This window comes from Burkholderia sp. 22313 (assembly GCF_052045245.1).
Lineage (GTDB): Bacteria > Pseudomonadota > Gammaproteobacteria > Burkholderiales > Burkholderiaceae > Burkholderia.
The window spans coordinates 186415-203494 of record NZ_JBQEON010000004.1 but is presented as its reverse complement, the minus strand read 5'-3'; the positions used below and the strand labels follow the sequence as shown (position 1 = coordinate 203494).

Genomic DNA, 17080 nt, shown 5'->3' with positions numbered 1-17080 from the left:
TGATCATTTCTTGCTGACGGAAAGCGCGGCCGCGAGCGCGTCGAGCTGGCCGGCCATCCATTGCTGGAAGGTCTTGCCGGCCGGCTGCGTCTCGGTGACGCTCACGCTCGGCACGCCGCCGTCGCGTGCAACCTTCAGCAGGCGCTTGGTCATCGGCGCTTCGGCCTGGCTGTTGTAGATCAGCGCGCGCACCTGCTTCTTGCGCAGGTCGTTCTCGAACGCGGCGACGTCCTGCGCGCTCGCCTCGGTGTCGTTCATCGTCGCGAGCTGGAAGCGCTGGTTGCGCATGTCGAGGCCGATCGCGTCGGACATGTAGCCGAACACGGGCTCGGTGGCCGTCACCGGCACGCCCTTGTATTGCGTGCGCAGCGCGGCGACCTTGTCGTCGATCGGCTTCAGCGACGCGACGAATTTCTGCAGGTTCGCGTCGTAGTCGGCCTTGTTCGCCGGGTCGGCGCGGCCGAGCTCGGCCGCGATCGCGCGTGCGGCGGCCGGCATCGTCGCCGGGTCGTACCACAGGTGCGGGTTGTCGCCGGCCTTCTTGCCGACCAGATCGGCGACGACGATCGTCGCGCGCTTTGCCTGCTTCGAGGCGGACAGCAGCTTGCCCATCCACGGATCGTAGTCCGCGCCGTTGTAGATCACGACCTGCGCATGCTGCAGCGCGCGCGCGGTCTTCGGGCTCGCTTCGAACAGGTGCGGATCCTGGTCGGGATTGCTGAGGATGCTGGTCACCGCGACATGGCGGCCGCCGATCTGCGACGCGACGTCGCCGTAGAAGTTCTCGGCAGCGACGACGTTGACGGTCCCGGCGTGGGCCACGCCGGGTGCGGCGATCGACAGGCCGGCCGCCGCAGCGGCCGTGGCGGCCAGCAGGCGGGCAAGCGACAGGGCGCGCCGCGGCGCGCGCTTCAGGGCAATGGGCATGGAACTCCTCGTTGGAAGGGACGGCGGGGCGCCGCGCGCGTGCGGTGTCAGCGGTGCGCGGGCTTGCCCTTGCAGTGCCCGCACAGGCCGTTCAGCTCGACGACCTGATGGTGGACTTCGAACCCGTGCGCGGGCGCGCTCGCGGACAGCTGCTTCGCGAGGTCGCTGCCCGGAATCTCGACGGTCTCGCCGCACGAATCGCAGATCAGGAACTGGCCTTCGTGCGGCACGCCGATCTCGCAGCACGCGAAGAACGCGTTCTTCGATTCGATCCGGTGGATGAAGCCGTGCTCGACGAGGAAATCCAGCGCGCGATAGACGGTCGTGGGCGGCACCCGGCCGCGCTGCGGCTCGAGCTCGGCGAGCAGGTCGTACGCGCCGATCGGGCGCTGCGCGGCCAGCACGCGTTCGTAGACCTGGCGGCGCAGCGGCGTCCACGCGAGCCCGTGCTCGGCGGCGAATGTATCGGCCCGGGAGAGCCGGGCGTCGATGGGCGATGAGGTAGCCATGGCGTGAAGCAGGCAATGAAACGAAGTATGGCGATGATATAACGTATCTCGCCGCCGTGCAGCCCGAATTCCGCCCCGAACAGCTCTTCCGTCCCCTTCATCGCCGTTTCAGCCGCGCCGCACCCAGCACGCCGCGCCTTGCCGGGCGTGGCGCGCCGGCCCGTGCGAGGTGCGGCCGTGCCGCAGCGCATCATCGAAAGCCGTCGTGCCGCCTTGACAGCGCGAATCGCGTATCCGATTATTCGACCAACAACAGAGCAATTGATCGATCAGCGAGCGTTCGCTCACCTCGTGACCTTCGTGCAGCAGAACGAACCGGAGACAACCCGTGAGACTGGCAGAGAAGGTCGCGATCCTGACGGGCGCGGCAAGCGGCATCGGCGAGGCAGTGGCGCAACGCTATCTGGACGAGGGCGCGCGCTGCGTGCTGGTGGACCTGAAGCCGGCGAGCGGTTCGCTCGCGCAACTGATCGAAGCGCATCCCGGCCGCGCGGTGGCCGTCACCGCGGACGTCACCCGCCGTGACGACATCGAGCGGATCGTCGCGACCGCGGTCGAGCGCTTCGGCGGTGTCGACATCCTGTTCAACAACGCGGCGCTGTTCGACATGCGCCCGATCCTCGACGAATCCTGGGACGTGTTCGACCAGCTGTTCGCGGTCAACGTGAAAGGGCTGTTCTTCCTGATGCAGGCGGTCGCGCAGCGGATGGTCGAGCAGGGGCGCGGCGGCAAGATCGTCAACATGTCGTCGCAGGCCGGGCGTCGCGGCGAGGCACTCGTTTCGCACTACTGCGCGACCAAGGCGGCGGTCATCAGCTACACGCAGTCGGCCGCGCTCGCGCTCGCGCCGCACCGGATCAACGTGAACGGCATCGCGCCGGGCGTGGTCGACACGCCGATGTGGGAGCAGGTCGATGCGCTCTTCGCCCGCTACGAGCATCGCCCGCTCGGCGAGAAGAAGCGGCTCGTCGGCGAAGCGGTGCCGCTCGGCCGCATGGGCGTGCCGGGCGACCTGACGGGCGCCGCGCTATTTCTCGCGTCGGCCGACGCGGACTACATCACCGCCCAGACGTTGAACGTCGACGGCGGCAACTGGATGAGCTGACTTGACGCCGCTCGCACGCGCAACCCAGGCGGAGCCGCTGCGCGCGGCCGCCGCCGCACGAGGGCACGCATGATGGCCGAGATCGTGGTCGCCGGCGAACTGCTGGCCGAATTCGTCGCCGCCGAGCGCGGCCAGGGCTTCGATACGCCGGGCCTGTTCGCGGGCCCGTTCCCGAGCGGCGCGCCGGCGATCTTCGCCGACCAGGCCGCGCGGCTCGGCGCGCGCGTCGCGTATGCGGGCTGCGTCGGCCGCGATGCGTTCGGCGATGCGATCGTCGCGCGGCTCGAGTGCGACGGCGTCGACGTCGCGCGCATTCGCCGCGTCGCGCGTCCGACCGGCACCGCGTTCGTTGCGTATCGCGACGACGGCTCGCGCAGCTTCGTGTTCAGTCTTTCCAGCAGCGCCGCCGCGTGCGTCGACGCCTCGGACGTCGACACCGCGATGTTCGACGGCTGCCGCTACTTCCATGTGATGGGCTCGTCGCTGACGAGCGAATCGGCGATCGCGGCCGTGCAGCGCGGCGTGATCGAAGCGGCGCGCGCCGGCGCGAAGGTGTCGTTCGATCCGAACGTGCGGCCCGAGATGCTGAGCTTCCGCCCGATGCGCGCGGCGCTCGACGCGATGCTCGCCGCGTGCCACCTGTTCCTGCCGAGCGAGGCCGATCTGCCGTTCTTCTGCGGGCCGCAACCGGCCGAGCGCGCGATCGCCGGCCTGCTTGCGACGCATCCGCTGCTCGAACGCGTCGTGCTGAAGCGCGGCGCGCAAGGCAGCGTCGCGTTCGACCGCGCGAACCGCGCCGAAGCGCCTGCGTTCCAGGTCGACGAAGTCGATCCGACCGGCGCCGGCGACTGCTTCGGCGGCACGCTGGTCGCGAGCCTCGTCGCCGGCCTGCCGACCGACGTCGCGTTGCGCCGCGCGAACGCGGCCGGTGCGATCGCGGTCACGCGGCGCGGCCCGATGGAGGGCAACAGCAGCGCGGCCGAGATCGACCGTTTCCTGACCGAACGAGGTGTCGCATGTCCGGCCTGACGCCCATCGCCGAACGCCCGCGCAGCGCGCACGCCGATGCCGTGCTGCGGATGATCTTCGACGCGAACCGCGCGGATGCGCAGCGCGGCATCTATTCGATCTGCAGTGCGCACCGGCTCGTGCTGGAGGCCGCGTGCGAAGCCGCGCGCGCGGACGGCTCGCCGCTCTTGATCGAGGCGACCTGCAACCAGGTGAATCATCTCGGCGGCTACACGGGCATGACGCCCGCCGATTTCCGGCGCGACGTCGATGCGATCGCGCAGCGCTGCGGGCTCGCGCCGTCGGCGCTCGTGCTCGGCGGCGACCATCTCGGCCCGAACCCGTGGCGGCATCGCCGCGCGGCCGACGCGATGCGCGAAGCGGCGGCGATGGTCGTCGCGTACGTCGAAGCCGGATTCGAGAAGATCCACCTCGATGCGAGCATGGCGTGCGCGGACGATCCCGCGCGGCTCGACGACCGGACGATTGCCGCACGCGCGGCCGAGCTGTGCCGCGCCGCGGAAGACGCAGCGTCGCGCGCCGGGGTCGCGCCCGTCTACGTGATCGGCACCGAGGTGCCGACGCCGGGCGGCGAAATGGCAGGCGAGGGCGATGCCGACGGCGCCGCGATCGCGCGGATCGCGGTCACGCGCAGCGACAGCATCGCCGCGACGCTCGACGCACACCGCCGTGCATTCGCGGCGGCAGGGCTCGATGATGCATGGACCCGCGTGGTCGCGATCGTCGCGCAGCCGGGCGTCGATTTCGACGACCGGAACGTGCTCGACTACGACAGCGCGAAGGCCGCGTCGCTCGGCGCGAGCATCCTGCGCACGCCGCGCCTCGTGTTCGAAGCGCATTCGACCGACTACCAGACCGAAGGCGCGCTCGCCGCGCTCGTGCGCGACCACTTCGCGGTGCTGAAGGTCGGCCCCGCGCTGACGTTCGCGCTGCGCGAGGCGCTGTTCGCGCTCACCTTCATCGAGGACGCGCTGATCGACGACGTCGCGCAGCGCTCGCGATTGCGCGACGTGGTGGACGCCGCGATGCGCGCGCAACCCGAGCACTGGGCGCCGTACTATCGCGGCGACGAGACCGAGCAGCGGCTCGCGCGCCAGTTCAGCTACAGCGACCGGATCCGCTACTACTGGCTGCAGCCGGCCGTCGCGGCGGCGGTCGAGCAGTTGTTCGGCAATCTCGCGCGGCAGCCGGTGCCGGAAACGCTCGTCGCGCAATGGTTGCCGGACGTATACGCGGCGTGCCGCGCGGGCGGCCTCGCGAAGGAGCCGCGCGCATGGGTGCGCCACCGGATACGCGACGTGATCGCGCACTATGCGCGCGCGTGCGGGATGCAGCGGCCGGCGTGACGGGCCGAGAAGGAAACGACGCAACACGACATACGCAACACGCAACACCGACGACAGTTCGAATAATCACTGGAGACAAGCCATGCAACGAAAGATGCTCGATGCCGCCGCACGCTGCTTCGCCGGGGCCGCGTTCGCGACGGCCGCGTGCGCGGCGTCCGCCGGCACGCTGACGATCGCGACGCTGAACAACCCGGACATGATCGAGTTGAAGAAGCTGTCGCCGGCGTTCGAGAAGGCGAACCCGGACATCAAGCTGAACTGGGTGATCCTCGAGGAGAACGTGCTGCGCCAGCGCGCGACCACCGACATCACGACCGGCAGCGGCCAGTTCGACGTGATGGCGATCGGCACCTACGAGGCGCCGCAATGGGGCAAGCGCGGCTGGCTCGCGCCGATGACCGGGCTGCCGGCCGATTACGACCTGAACGACATCGTGAAGACGGCGCGCGACAGCCTGTCGTACAACGGCCAGCTGTATGCGCTGCCGTTCTACGTCGAGAGCTCGATGACGTTTTACCGCAAGGACCTGTTCGCGGCGAAGGGGCTCAAGATGCCCGACCAGCCGACCTACGACCAGATCGCCGGGTTCGCGGACAAGCTCACCGACAAGGCAAAGGGCATCTACGGGATCTGCCTGCGCGGCAAGGCCGGGTGGGGCGAGAACATGGCGTACGTGTCGACGGTCGTGAACACGTTCGGCGGGCGCTGGTTCGACGAGAACTGGAACGCGCAGCTGACGTCGCCGGAATGGAAGAAGGCGATCAACTTCTACGTGAATCTGCTGAAGAAAGACGGCCCGCCGGGAGCGAGCTCGAACGGCTTCAACGAGAACCTGACGCTGACCGCCTCGGGCAAGTGCGCGATGTGGATCGACGCGACGGTCGCGGCCGGGATGCTCTATAACAAGCAGCAGTCGCAGGTCGCCGACAAGATCGGTTTCGCGGCTGCGCCGGTCGCCGTCACGCCGAAGGGCTCGCACTGGCTGTGGGCGTGGGCGCTGGCCGTGCCGAAGACGTCGAAGCAGCAGGACGCCGCGCGCAAGTTCATCGCATGGGCGACGTCGAAGCAGTACATCGAGATGGTCGGCAAGGACGAAGGCTGGGCGTCGGTGCCGCCGGGCACGCGCGCGTCGACCTACCAGCGGCCCGAGTACAAGGCCGCCGCGCCGTTCTCGGACTTCGTGCTGAAGGCGATCGAGACGGCCGACCCGAACGATCCGTCGCTGAAGAAGGTGCCGTACACGGGCGTGCAGTACGTCGGGATTCCTGAATTCCAGTCGTTCGGCACGGTGGTCGGCCAATCGATTGCCGGTGCGGTCGCCGGCCAGATGACGGTCGACCAGGCGCTTGCCGCGGGGCAGGCGGCCGCGGACCGCGCGGTTCGGCAGGCCGGCTACAAGAAGTAACGCGCAAGCCGTCGCGCGGCCCGCACCGTGCGCCGTTGCACACGGCGCGGGCCGGCGAGGCGGACAGGCGGGCAGGCCGTTCGCGCCCGCGCATCAACCGGAGGGACTCCGATCATGCGTCACCTGCGTCTTCCCCTGAGTCACGCTCACGCGCCGTCGGTCGGCGACGCGTCGTCGCCGCCGGGCGCCCCGCGCCGTGCGCGCGGCGGCGCCAGCTGGCTCGTGTCGCCGTCCGTCGCGGTGCTGCTGCTGTGGATGTCGATTCCGCTCGCGATGACGATCTGGTATTCGTTCTCGCGCTACAACCTGCTGAACCCGGACGTGAAGGGCTTCGCGGGGCTCGACAACTACCGATTCCTCGCGACCGATCCGTCGTTCCTGCCCGCGATCTGGCACACGCTCGTGCTGATCGGCGCGGTGCTTGCGATCACCGTGGTCGGCGGCGTGCTGATGGCCGTGCTGTTCGACCGCAAGTTCTACGGGCAGGGCGTGGCGCGCCTGCTCGCGATCGCGCCGTTCTTCGTGATGCCGACGGTCGCCGCGCTGATCTGGAAGAACATGATCCTGCATCCGGTGTACGGGCTCGTCGCGAACGCGATGCGCGCGCTCGGGATGACGCCGATCGACTGGTTCGCCGATTATCCGCTCACCGCCGTGATCATGATCGTCGCGTGGCAGTGGCTGCCGTTCGCGTTCCTGATCCTGTTCACCGCGATCCAGTCGCTCGACCAGGAACAGAAGGAAGCCGCGCGCATCGACGGCGCGGGCGCGATCGCGATGTTCTTCTACATCACGCTGCCGCACCTGAAGCGCGCGATCGCCGTGGTCGTGATGATGGAGACGATCTTCCTGCTGTCGATCTTCGCGGAAATCTACACGACGACGGGCGGCGGCCCGGGCGATGCGACGACCAACCTGTCGTACCTGATCTACGCGCTCGGCCTGCAGCAGTTCGACGTCGGCCTCGCATCCGCGGGCGGGATCATCGCCGTCGTGGTCGCGAACGTCGTGTCGTTCTTCCTGGTGCGGATGCTCGCGCGCAACCTGAAGGGGGAGTACGAAAGATGAGCGACCTGACTTTGCAAGGCCGGCGCGCGCCGGCTGCGTTCGACCTCGTGCGACGCGCGTTGCCTGGCGTGCTCGCATGGCTGATCGCGCTGCTGCTGTTCTTCCCGATCTTCTGGATGGCGATCACCGCGTTCAAGACCGAGCAGCAGGCGTACGCGTCGACGCTGTTCTTCGTGCCGACGCTCGACAGCTTCCGCGAGGTGTTCGCGCGCAGCAACTACTTCGCGTTCGCGTGGAACTCGGTGCTGATCTCGGCCGGCGTCACGGTGATCTCGCTGCTGCTCGCGGTGCCGGCGGCCTACGCGATGGCGTTCTTCCCGAACCACCGCACGCAGAAGGTGCTGCTGTGGATGCTGTCGACCAAGATGATGCCGTCGGTCGGCGTGCTGGTGCCGATCTACCTGCTGTGGAAGAACGCGGGGCTGCTCGATACGGTGTCGGGGCTCGTGATCGTCTACACGCTGATCAACCTGCCGATCGCGGTGTGGATGACCTTCACGTATTTCAACGAGATCCCGAAGGACATCCTGGAGGCCGGGCGTATCGACGGCGCGTCGACGTGGCAGGAGATCGTCTACCTGCTGATGCCGATGGCGCTGCCGGGGCTCGCGTCCACCGCGCTGCTGCTCGTGATCCTGTCGTGGAACGAGGCGTTCTGGAGCATCAACCTGTCGAGCTCGAACGCCGCACCGCTGACCGTGTTCATCGCGTCGTACTCGAGCCCCGAAGGGCTGTTCTGGGCGAAGCTGTCCGCCGCGTCGCTGCTCGCGGTCGCGCCGATCCTGATCGTCGGCTGGCTGTCGCAGAAGCAGCTCGTGCGCGGGCTCACGTTCGGGGCGGTCAAATGAGCGCGAACGTGCTGATCTGCGATTGCGACGGCGTGCTCATCGACAGCGAGGCGGTTGCCGCCGACGTGATCGTGCGCGAGCTCGACGCGCGCTGGCCCGGAGTCGATGCGCGTCCCGCGGTGATGCCGCTGCTCGGGCTGCGTATCGAACGCGTGCTGGCCGGCGCGAGCGAGGCCGTCGGCCGCATGCTGTCGGCCGACGACGTCGACGCGATCCGCCGCGCGGTCGAGGCCGCGGCCGTCAACGCGCCGATGGTCGACGGCATCGATGCGGCGCTTGCGGCGATCACGCTGACGACGGCCTGCGCGAGCAACAGCTATCGCGCGTACGTCGAGGCGGCGCTCGCGCGCACCGGCCTCGTGCGCTTCTTCGGCGACCGGTTGTTCTGCGCGGACGCCGTCGCGCGGCCGAAGCCGGCGCCCGACGTGTATCTCGCGGCCGCGCACGCGCTCGGCGCGCTGCCGGCGCAATGCCTCGTCGTCGAGGACAGCGTGACCGGCATCACCGCGGCCGCAGCGGCCGGCATGACCGTGCTCGGCTTCGTCGGCGGCGGGCACGCATCGGCGGCACAGATCGACGCGCTGCGCAGTATCGGCGCGCGTCACGTCTTCGACGACATGCACGAGCTGCCCGGCTACGTCGCCCGCTGGCAGGCGACCGGCGCGGTGCTGCCGGGCTAGCAACCACGAACGATTGCGCGCCGCGCTCGACGCGGCGCATGACACATCCCGCATCACGAACGAACGGAGACAGACCATGGCAAGCGTGCTCCTGCGCAACATCGCGAAGCGCTATGACGACACCGAAGTGCTGCGCAACGTGAACCTCGACATCGCCGACGGCGAATTCGTCGTGTTCGTCGGCCCGAGCGGCTGCGGCAAATCCACGTTGATGCGGATGATCGCCGGGCTCGAGGAGATCTCGAGCGGCGACCTGCTGATCGACAACGTGAAGGTCAACGACGTGCCGAGCGCGAAGCGCGGCATCGCGATGGTGTTCCAGTCCTATGCGCTGTACCCGCACATGTCGCTGTACGACAACATGGCGTTCGGCCTGAAACTCGCCGGCGCGAAGAAGCCCGAGATCGACCAGGCGGTGAAGCAGGCCGCGAAGATCCTGCACATCGACCACCTGCTCGACCGCAAGCCGAAGCAATTGTCGGGCGGCCAGCGGCAGCGCGTCGCGATCGGCCGTGCGATCACGCGCAAACCGAAGGTGTTCCTGTTCGACGAGCCGTTGTCGAACCTCGACGCCGCGCTGCGCGTGAAGATGCGGCTGGAATTCGCGCGGCTGCACGACGAGCTGAAGACGACGATGATCTACGTGACGCATGACCAGGTCGAGGCGATGACGCTTGCCGACAAGATCGTCGTGCTGTCGGGCGGCGCGGTGCAGCAGGTCGGCACGCCCAACGCGCTTTATCACGCGCCGGCGAACCAGTTCGTCGCGGGCTTCATCGGCTCGCCGAAGATGAACTTCCTGAAGGGGACGGTCGAATCGGTCGATGCGACCGGTGTGCTGGTGCGCTTCGGCAGCGGCGAGGCGCAGCATGTCGCGGTCGACGCGGCGGGGCTGCAGCGCGGCGCGGCCGTGACCGTCGGCGTGCGGCCCGAGCATTTGCTGGTGGGTGCGGCGGCCGGGGGTGTCGCCGCGCGAACGATGGCCGTCGAGTCGCTCGGCGATGCCGCGTATCTGTATGCCGAGTCGACTGTCGCACCGGACGGGCTGATCGCGCGGATTCCGCCGCTCGATACGTACCGCACGGGCGAGGCGCTGCACGTGCATGCGCAGGCCGGGCATTGTCACCTGTTCGACGAGCAGGGGCAGGCGTTCAGGCGGCTGAGCGTGCACGCGAAGGCGGCGTGATGCGTGAGCCGCGTGCGGCCGTGGCCGCATGAAAGTGGCGAGGCGGGGCGCGTTCAGCGGCGTCAGGCCGCCTTCGCCTCCAGCGCCGCGCGCGCGCAGGTCTCGTCGGTGACGAGCCCGGACAGCCAGCCGCCACGCAGCGCGGCGATCACCGCATCGCGCTTCTTCGGGCCGCCGGCGAACGCGATCGTCGGGCGCTTCGGCGGCGTGTCGAGCGCGACGCTCGTCACGCGCGCGCTGGTCGACACGTCGATCAGCTTGCCCTGCGCGTCGATCGGCACACCGAGCAGTTCGGCCACCGCGCCGAGCGCGGTCATCTCGTCGCGTTCCTGTTCGGTGATGAAGCCGTCTTCATAGAGCGGGCAGTGCGGGCCGATGTTGCCGATCCCGACGAACGCGACGTCGGCCTGCGCCGACAGTTTGTCGACGATCCGGTACAGCCGGTGATTGCACCATTGCGCGCGCTCGGCGGCGCTGTCGGCGAACAGCGGCGCGGGTAGCAGGAAGTGCTTGCTGCCGGTCTTCTCGGAGATGTACTGCGCGACGTCGTAGCGGTTCGACGAGCCGTCGGCGGCGATCGCGCCGACCATCGACACGAGCCGGTGCTGCGGCCGCTCGATCTGCGCGATCTGCGCGACCGCCGCTTTCAGCGTCCGGCCGCTGCTGACGGCGATCACCATCGGCCGCGTTTCGTTCAGGTAGCGCTCCATCACCTGCGCGCCGGCGACCGCGAGCTTGCGGTCGATCGCGTCGGGCGCATCGGCATCGACGGGCACGACTTCGCACATCGCGAGGCCATAGCGTTTCGACAACTGCGCGCCAAGATCGAGACAGCCGGCGAGCTGATGATCGACGCGCACGCGGATCAGGTTCTTCTCGACCGCGAACGCGACCAGGCGCTGCGCGACCGGGCGCGACACCTGCAGCTTCTCGGCGATTTCGTTCTGCGTGTCGCCCGCGACGTAGTAGAGCCACGCGGCACGCGTGGCGAGATCGAGTTTTTCTGAGGACTTGGACACGATAGCGGTTTGGTTCTGATCTGGGGGCCGCCCCGCGGGCCGGCCGTCGGGCGGCGCAACGGCATCCACTGTAACGCATGCCGGGCGGTCGGCCGACGGCCGCCGCACGTCGCGCCGGCGGCGCTTATGCGAGCCGCGTGCGCGACGGCTCGTACAGCGGGCGCACGTGACGGTACAGCGAGCGGAACGCGTCGAGGCGCTCGCGCAGCAGCGCATGACGCGCGGCGTCGGGCGCGTATTCGGCGCGCACCGGCGGCTTGGTCAGCACCGTGCGCGGATCGCCGCCGACCGCGAGCCAGCCCAGGCGCGCCGCGCCGAGCGCCGCACCGGTTTCGCCGCCGCCGTGCTGGCGCGTGCGCACGTTCAGCGCATCGGCGATCAACTGCGCCCAGAACGCGCTGCGCGCGCCGCCGCCGATCAGCGACAGCCGGTCGGTTTCGATGCCGGCCGCATGCAGCGCGTCGAGGCCGTCCGCGAGGCCGAGCGTCACGCCTTCGAGCACCGCATAGCCGAGGTGCGCGCGCTCGGTCGCGTGCGTCATCCCGAAGAACACGCCCTGCGCATACGGATCGTTGTGCGGCGTGCGTTCGCCGGACAGGTAGGGGAGGAACAGCGGCGCCGTCGCGAGCGCGTCCGCGTCGAGTGACCCGATTTCGGCGAGCAGCGCGGGCTCGTCGGTGCCGGTCAGCTTGCAGACCCAGCGCAGGCAGCTCGCGGCCGACAGCACCACGCTCATCAACTGCCAGCGGTCGGGAATCGCATGGCAGAACGCATGCACGGCCGACGCGGAATTCGGCATGAAGCGGTCGCCGACCACGCTCAGCACGCCGGACGTGCCGAGCGACACGAAGCCGTCGCCCGCCTGGATCGCGCCGATGCCGAGCGCGCTCGTCGCGTTGTCGCCGCCGCCGCCCGCGACCACGACGGCTTCCGACAGCCCCAGTTCGCGCGCGACGTCCGCGCGCAGCGTGGCGGACGGCGCATTGCCTTCGACGATGCGGGGCATCTGGTCGCGCGTCATGTCGCACGCGGCGAGCAGCGCGTCGGACCAGTCGCGGCGCGCGACGTCGAGCCACAGCGTGCCGGCCGCGTCGGACGGATCGGACACCTTCGCGCCGGTGAGACGGAAGCGCAGGTAGTCCTTCGGCATCAGCACGCACGCGGTCGCGGCGAATACGGCCGGTTCGTGCTTCGCGACCCACAGCAGCTTCGGCGCGGTGAAGCCGGGCATCGCGAGGTTGCCGGCCAGCGCATGCAGGTCGGGCGCGCGTTCGGTGAGCCGCGCGCATTCGTCGGCGCTGCGCATGTCGTTCCACAGGATCGCGGGGCGCAGCACGCGGTCGTCGCGGCCGAGCAGCACCGCGCCGTGCATCTGGCCCGACAGGCCGATCCCGCGCACTTGCGCGAAGGCCTGGCGGTGCCGTTCGCGCAGCGCCGCGAGCGCGGCGAGGGTGCCGTGCCACCAGTCGTCCGGATGCTGTTCGGCCCAGCGCGGGTGCGGCCGCGACACGCTGAACGGCGTGCCCGCGGTGCCGACCACCGAGCCGTCCGGGGCCAGCAGCAGCACCTTCACTTCCGAGGTGCCGAGGTCGATGCCGAGATACATGAGCGATCCGTTCCGTCAGTGAGGAGCCGCTACTTTAGCCGCACGCACGCGCGCATGCCAACGCAGGTTCGCCCGGATGCCCGGCAGCCTGCGGGAGGCCGGATGCCGGGCCGGGGGCCGCCGCGCGTCAGCGCTGCGCGAGCCAGGCGTCGACGCGTGCGAGCCCGGCGCGCAGCGCGTCGAACAGCGCCGCGTTGCCGGCGAGCGAGCCCCATAGCGCGCGGCTCGCGCACAGCGCGACGACCGGGTCGTCGGCCTCGACGATCGCGCGCGCGGCGCCGTCGTCCATCACGCCGTCCTGGTACGCATACGGCAGCAGGCCGCGCGCCCAGCGTTCGAGAAAACGCAGGAACAGCGCCGGCAGCACGGCGGTCGCGACCGGCGCCGCGCCGCGCGCGAACGACTCGACGAGCGTCGGTGCGATGAAGCCGGGAATCTTCGAGAAGCCGTCGGCCGCGACGCGCTGGTTCGTGTCGAGCACGTACGGGTTGCCGAAGCGTTCGAGCACGACGTCGCGGTAGCGTTCGAGATCGAGCGGGCTCGGGCCGAGGCACGGGATCACGTCCTGCGTCACGTAGTCGTGCGCGAAGCGGCGGATCGCGGCGTCATGCGTGCCCTCGTGGATGTACGTGTGCCCCGCGAGCGTGCCGGCCCACGCGATGCAGCTGTGCGTGGCGTTGAGGATGCGGATCTTGGCTTCCTCGTACGGATGGACGTCGTCGACCAGTTCCGCGCCGGCCAGCTCCCAGCGCGGCCGGCCGGCCGCGAAGCGGTCCTCGATCACCCACTGGATGAACGATTCGCCCATCACCGGGCACGCGTCGTCGACGCCGGTGGCCGCGCGCACGCGCTCGCGCACGTCGGCGGTCGGGCGCGGCGTGATGCGGTCGACCATCGCGCTCGGCGTTGCGGCGTGCGCCTCGAACCACGCGAGCAGGCCGGTCTCGCCGCGCCGTTCGAGGAATTCGCGCATGCCCGCGCGAAAGCGCGCGCCGTTGTTGCGCAGGTTGTCGCAGCTCTGCAGCGTGAGCGGGCCCGCGCCGCGTTTCACGCGTTCGGCGAGCAGCGCGGCGAGCGCGCCGTACAGCGTCGTGCGCGCGCCTTGCAGGTCGGCTGCGAGGTCGGCGTTCGCGAGGTCGAGCCGGTTGTGTTCGTCGAGGTAGTAGCCGCCTTCGGTGACGGTGAACGACACGATCCGGCATGCCGGATCGGCGCCGGCGTCGATCAGCGCGGCGAGGTCGATCGACCAGGGCAGCACGCGCGAGATCGCGCGGATCGTCTCGTACGCGCGCTCGCCCTGCGGCGTGACGGTTTCGAGCGTGTACGCGCCGTGCTGCGCGGCGAGCGCGTCCATCGTCGCGCGCATGTCGTCGCGGATGTTGCCGACGGTCAGCCGCCAGCGTTCGTCGGCCGGCACGGCCGCGTTCACGCGATGCAGATACCACGCCTGGTGCGCGCGGTGGAACGAGCCGGCGCCGATGTGCAGCAGCACGGGCGTGCGGGCGGAGGGCGATTCGGTCATCCGTGTCTCCTGTCGCGATCGGATCCCGGCGGCGGGTTGCCGCACCCGCGATCCTCGCTGTCGAATACGATCATTTGCTCGTCATGTGAGCGAATGATCGTATTCAGGCAAGCGAAAGTCAAGGCGGGGAAACGGCATTTCGATGGTGCGCTGCGGCGGCGGGGCGGGCGTCAGCGTCCGGCGCGCGCGTCGCGTGTCAGCGCGACGAGTTCGTCGAGCAGCTTGCCGGCCGGCCCCGGCAGGATGCCGTGGCGGCGCCGGAACGCGGTGAGCGTACGTACCGCGACGACCTCGCGCACCGGCAGCGTGTCGATCGTGCCGGCGCGCTGTTCCGCGCCGTACATCGGCTCCGCCATCCAGCTCAGGAAGCCGGCATGCGCGACGAGGCTCTTCAGCGTCGTGACCGAACGCGTCTCGACCGCGATGTCGGGCAGCGCGAGCCCGTGCGCGTCGAAGGTCGCGCGCATGTGGTCGAACGGCGCGGTGCCGCGCGGCGGAATCGCCCAGCGCGCGTGCAGCGTGTCGGCGAGCGTCGGCGCGCGGCCCAGTGCGCGCAGCGGATGGTGCGGCGCCGCAACGATATGGCTTCGATCTTCCCAGCGGCACTCCGGAATCGCGACGATCTCGTCGGTATCGGGCCCGTGCGCCGACAGCGCGAGATCGATCTCGTGCTTGTGCAGCCCTTCGGCGAGCCGGTCCCACACGCCTTCGAGAATCTCGACGCGCAGGTTCGGCCAGCGGTCGAGCACGCGGCCGACCGCGACCGGCAGCACGAGGCTCGCGATGCTGCCCACCGTGCCGACCTTGATCGTGCCCTTCGCGAACCCGCGCATCGCGTCGAGTTCCTCGCGCGCGTGCCGGGCCTCATGCTGCAGCAGCGTCGCGTGCGGCAGCAGAGCCTCGCCGAACGCGGTCAGCTGCACGCCCTTCGAATGGCGCTCGAACAGCGGCGCGCCGACCTGATCCTCGAGCCGCTTCAGGATCCGGCTCAGCGCCGGCTGGGTGACGTGCAGCGCGTCGGCCGCGCGGCCAAGGCTGCCGCACGCGACGATGGTCGTGAACGCACGCAATTGTCGGAGATCGAAAGTCATGCCGAACCGTAATGGCTTTTCGCAGAAAATACAGTATCGGCGAATGACTCGTGCTTCGATACTGTGGAAACCGCCAAGCCACCGAGGAGACGCCCGAGCATGTCCGGCACCCCGTCCCAGTCCGCCGCACCCGCGCCGATCACCGTCCGCGACGCCGTCATCGACCTGTTCCGCCAGTTCGGCATCGACTGCGTGTTCGGCAATCCCGGCTCGACCGAGCTGCCGATGTTCCGCGATTTCCCCGCCGATTTCCGCTATGTGCTCGGCCTGCAGGAGGCCATCGTGGTCGGCATGGCCGACGGTCACGCACAGGCCACCGGCAATGCGGCCGTCGTCAATCTGCATTCGGCGGCCGGGGTCGGCAACGCGATGGGCAACCTGTTCACCGCGTTCAAGAACCGCACGCCGCTGATCGTCACCGCCGGCCAGCAGGCGCGCGCGATCCTGCCGTTCGATCCGTTCCTGGGTTCGACGCAGGCCGCCGAGCTGCCGAAGCCGTACGTGAAATGGAGCATCGAGCCCGCGCGTGCGCAGGACGTGCCGGCCGCGATCGCACGGGCCTACCGGATCGCGATGCAGGAGCCTCGCGGGCCGGTGTTCGTGTCGATTCCGGTCGACGACTGGGACCAGCCGGCCGAGCTGCTGCCGCCCCGCGACGTGAGCAGCGTCGTGCGCCCCGATCCCGACGCGCTCGCGCGGCTTGGCGACGCGCTCGATGCCGCGCGGCGTCCCGCGCTGGTGGTCGGCGCGGCCGTCGATCGTGCGCGCGCGTGGGACGACGTCGTGCGGCTCGCCGAACGGCATCGGGCACGGGTGTACGTCGCGCCGATGTCGGGGCGTTGCAGCTTTCCCGAGGACCATCCGCTGTTTGCCGGCTTCCTGCCCGCGATCCGCGAGAAGATCGTCGCGCGGCTCGACGGCCACGACCTCGTATTCGCGTTCGGCGCGCCCGCGTTCACCTATCACATCGAGGGCTTCGGCCCGCACGTGCCGCCGGGCGCCACGCTCGTGCAGCTCGTCGACGATCCGGGCATCGCCGCGTGGACGCCGTCGGGCGATGCGGTGGTCGGCAACCTGCGGCTCGCGGCGCGCGACCTGCTGGCGCGGCCGGCGCCGCGCGAGCGGCCGATGCCCGCACCGCGGCCGCCGCGCCCGCGCGCCGAAGCGCCGGCCGCCGGCGAGCGGATGTCGGTCGCGTTCGCGCTGCAGACGCTCGCCGACGTGCGCGACGCGCACGACATCGTCGTCGAGGAAGCGCCCAGCGCGCGGTCGGTGATGCAGGACTACCTGCCGTTCACGCGCAGCGGCACGTTCTACACGATGGACAGCGGCGGGCTCGGCTACGGGATGCCGGCCGCGGTCGGCGTCGCGCTCGCGCAGCCGGGGCGGCGCGTGATCGCGCTGATCGGCGACGGTTCGAGCCTCTATTCGATCCAGGCGCTGTGGAGCGCGGCCCAGCTGAAGCTGCCGATCACGTTCGTGATCCTGAACAATCGCCGCTACGCGGCGCTGCAGGATTTCGCGCCCGTGTTCGGCTTCGGTCCCGACGATCCGGTGCAGGGCACCGATCTGCCCGACCTGGATTTCGTCGCGCTCGCGCAAGGGATGGGGTGCCGCGGCATGCGCGTCGCCGATGCCGCGCGCCTGCGCGCTACGTTGACCGATGTGCTGACGGATGCGCTGCGGGCCGATGCGCCCGTCGTCGTCGACGTCGAGGTGGCCTGACGCGCATCGCG

General features: G+C 69.9%; 15 protein-coding genes. 9 read left to right on the top strand and 6 right to left on the bottom strand.

Annotation, left to right across the window (positions count from 1 at the left end; translation table 11 throughout):
* Positions 1-3: 3 nt before the first annotated feature.
* Positions 4-927: a metal ABC transporter solute-binding protein, Zn/Mn family gene (locus ACTJKF_RS05790; RefSeq protein ID WP_440622601.1), complete on the bottom strand. Its 924-nt coding sequence runs from the start codon at positions 925-927 to the stop codon at positions 4-6.
* A 47-nt stretch (positions 928-974) separates the two neighbouring features.
* The gene (locus tag ACTJKF_RS05785; RefSeq protein WP_440622600.1) at positions 975-1436 is read right to left on the bottom strand and encodes a Fur family transcriptional regulator; all 462 of its coding nucleotides are present in this window, start codon (positions 1434-1436) and stop codon (positions 975-977) included.
* 328 nt (positions 1437-1764) lie between these two features.
* Between ACTJKF_RS05785 and ACTJKF_RS05780 the strand changes: the two genes are divergently transcribed.
* The 8 genes from ACTJKF_RS05780 (at position 1765) to ACTJKF_RS05745 (ending at position 10106) form a co-directional block, all read left to right on the top strand.
* A complete protein-coding gene (locus tag ACTJKF_RS05780) occupies positions 1765-2541 on the top strand; it encodes an L-iditol 2-dehydrogenase (protein ID WP_440622599.1) in 777 nt (258 codons plus the stop codon).
* Between the two features lie 72 nt (positions 2542-2613).
* On the top strand, positions 2614-3570 hold the full coding sequence (locus ACTJKF_RS05775; RefSeq protein WP_440622643.1) for a sugar kinase: 957 nt from the start codon (positions 2614-2616) through the stop codon (positions 3568-3570).
* Positions 3558-4916, top strand: coding sequence for a D-tagatose-bisphosphate aldolase, class II, non-catalytic subunit (locus ACTJKF_RS05770; RefSeq protein WP_440622598.1), 1359 nt, complete (start codon positions 3558-3560; stop codon positions 4914-4916). The genes ACTJKF_RS05775 and ACTJKF_RS05770 overlap by 13 nt, the downstream gene beginning before the upstream one ends.
* 82 nt (positions 4917-4998) lie before the next feature.
* Positions 4999-6324 (top strand): ABC transporter substrate-binding protein, encoded by a 1326-nt coding sequence (locus tag ACTJKF_RS05765; protein WP_440622597.1) that lies wholly within the window; start codon positions 4999-5001, stop codon positions 6322-6324.
* A 114-nt stretch (positions 6325-6438) separates the two neighbouring features.
* The gene (locus ACTJKF_RS05760) at positions 6439-7392 is read left to right on the top strand and encodes a carbohydrate ABC transporter permease (protein ID WP_440622596.1); all 954 of its coding nucleotides are present in this window, start codon (positions 6439-6441) and stop codon (positions 7390-7392) included.
* A complete protein-coding gene (locus ACTJKF_RS05755; protein ID WP_440622595.1) occupies positions 7389-8240 on the top strand; it encodes a carbohydrate ABC transporter permease in 852 nt (283 codons plus the stop codon). Before ACTJKF_RS05760 ends, ACTJKF_RS05755 begins: the two co-directional genes overlap by 4 nt.
* Positions 8237-8920 (top strand): HAD family hydrolase, encoded by a 684-nt coding sequence (locus tag ACTJKF_RS05750; RefSeq protein WP_440622594.1) that lies wholly within the window; start codon positions 8237-8239, stop codon positions 8918-8920. The genes ACTJKF_RS05755 and ACTJKF_RS05750 overlap by 4 nt, the downstream gene beginning before the upstream one ends.
* A gap of 76 nt (positions 8921-8996) precedes the next feature.
* The gene (locus ACTJKF_RS05745) at positions 8997-10106 is read left to right on the top strand and encodes an ABC transporter ATP-binding protein (RefSeq protein WP_440622593.1); all 1110 of its coding nucleotides are present in this window, start codon (positions 8997-8999) and stop codon (positions 10104-10106) included.
* Positions 10107-10168: 62 nt separating this feature from the next.
* Here the strand turns inward: ACTJKF_RS05745 and ACTJKF_RS05740 are convergent, their stop codons facing one another.
* The 4 genes from ACTJKF_RS05740 to ACTJKF_RS05725 form a co-directional block, all read right to left on the bottom strand.
* Positions 10169-11125 (bottom strand): sugar-binding transcriptional regulator, encoded by a 957-nt coding sequence (locus ACTJKF_RS05740; protein ID WP_440622592.1) that lies wholly within the window; start codon positions 11123-11125, stop codon positions 10169-10171.
* Between the two features lie 124 nt (positions 11126-11249).
* Entirely contained in the window at positions 11250-12731 is a 1482-nt protein-coding gene (gene xylB, locus ACTJKF_RS05735; protein ID WP_440622591.1) for a xylulokinase, read from the bottom strand.
* A 127-nt stretch (positions 12732-12858) separates the two neighbouring features.
* The gene (dalD, locus tag ACTJKF_RS05730; protein ID WP_440622590.1) at positions 12859-14253 is read right to left on the bottom strand and encodes a D-arabinitol 4-dehydrogenase; all 1395 of its coding nucleotides are present in this window, start codon (positions 14251-14253) and stop codon (positions 12859-12861) included.
* A 170-nt stretch (positions 14254-14423) separates the two neighbouring features.
* A complete protein-coding gene (locus tag ACTJKF_RS05725) occupies positions 14424-15344 on the bottom strand; it encodes a LysR family transcriptional regulator (protein ID WP_440622589.1) in 921 nt (306 codons plus the stop codon).
* Between the two features lie 99 nt (positions 15345-15443).
* Here ACTJKF_RS05725 and mdlC point away from each other — a divergent pair, with 99 nt between their 5' ends.
* The gene (mdlC, locus tag ACTJKF_RS05720) at positions 15444-17069 is read left to right on the top strand and encodes a benzoylformate decarboxylase (protein ID WP_440622588.1); all 1626 of its coding nucleotides are present in this window, start codon (positions 15444-15446) and stop codon (positions 17067-17069) included.
* Positions 17070-17080 lie beyond the last annotated feature (11 nt).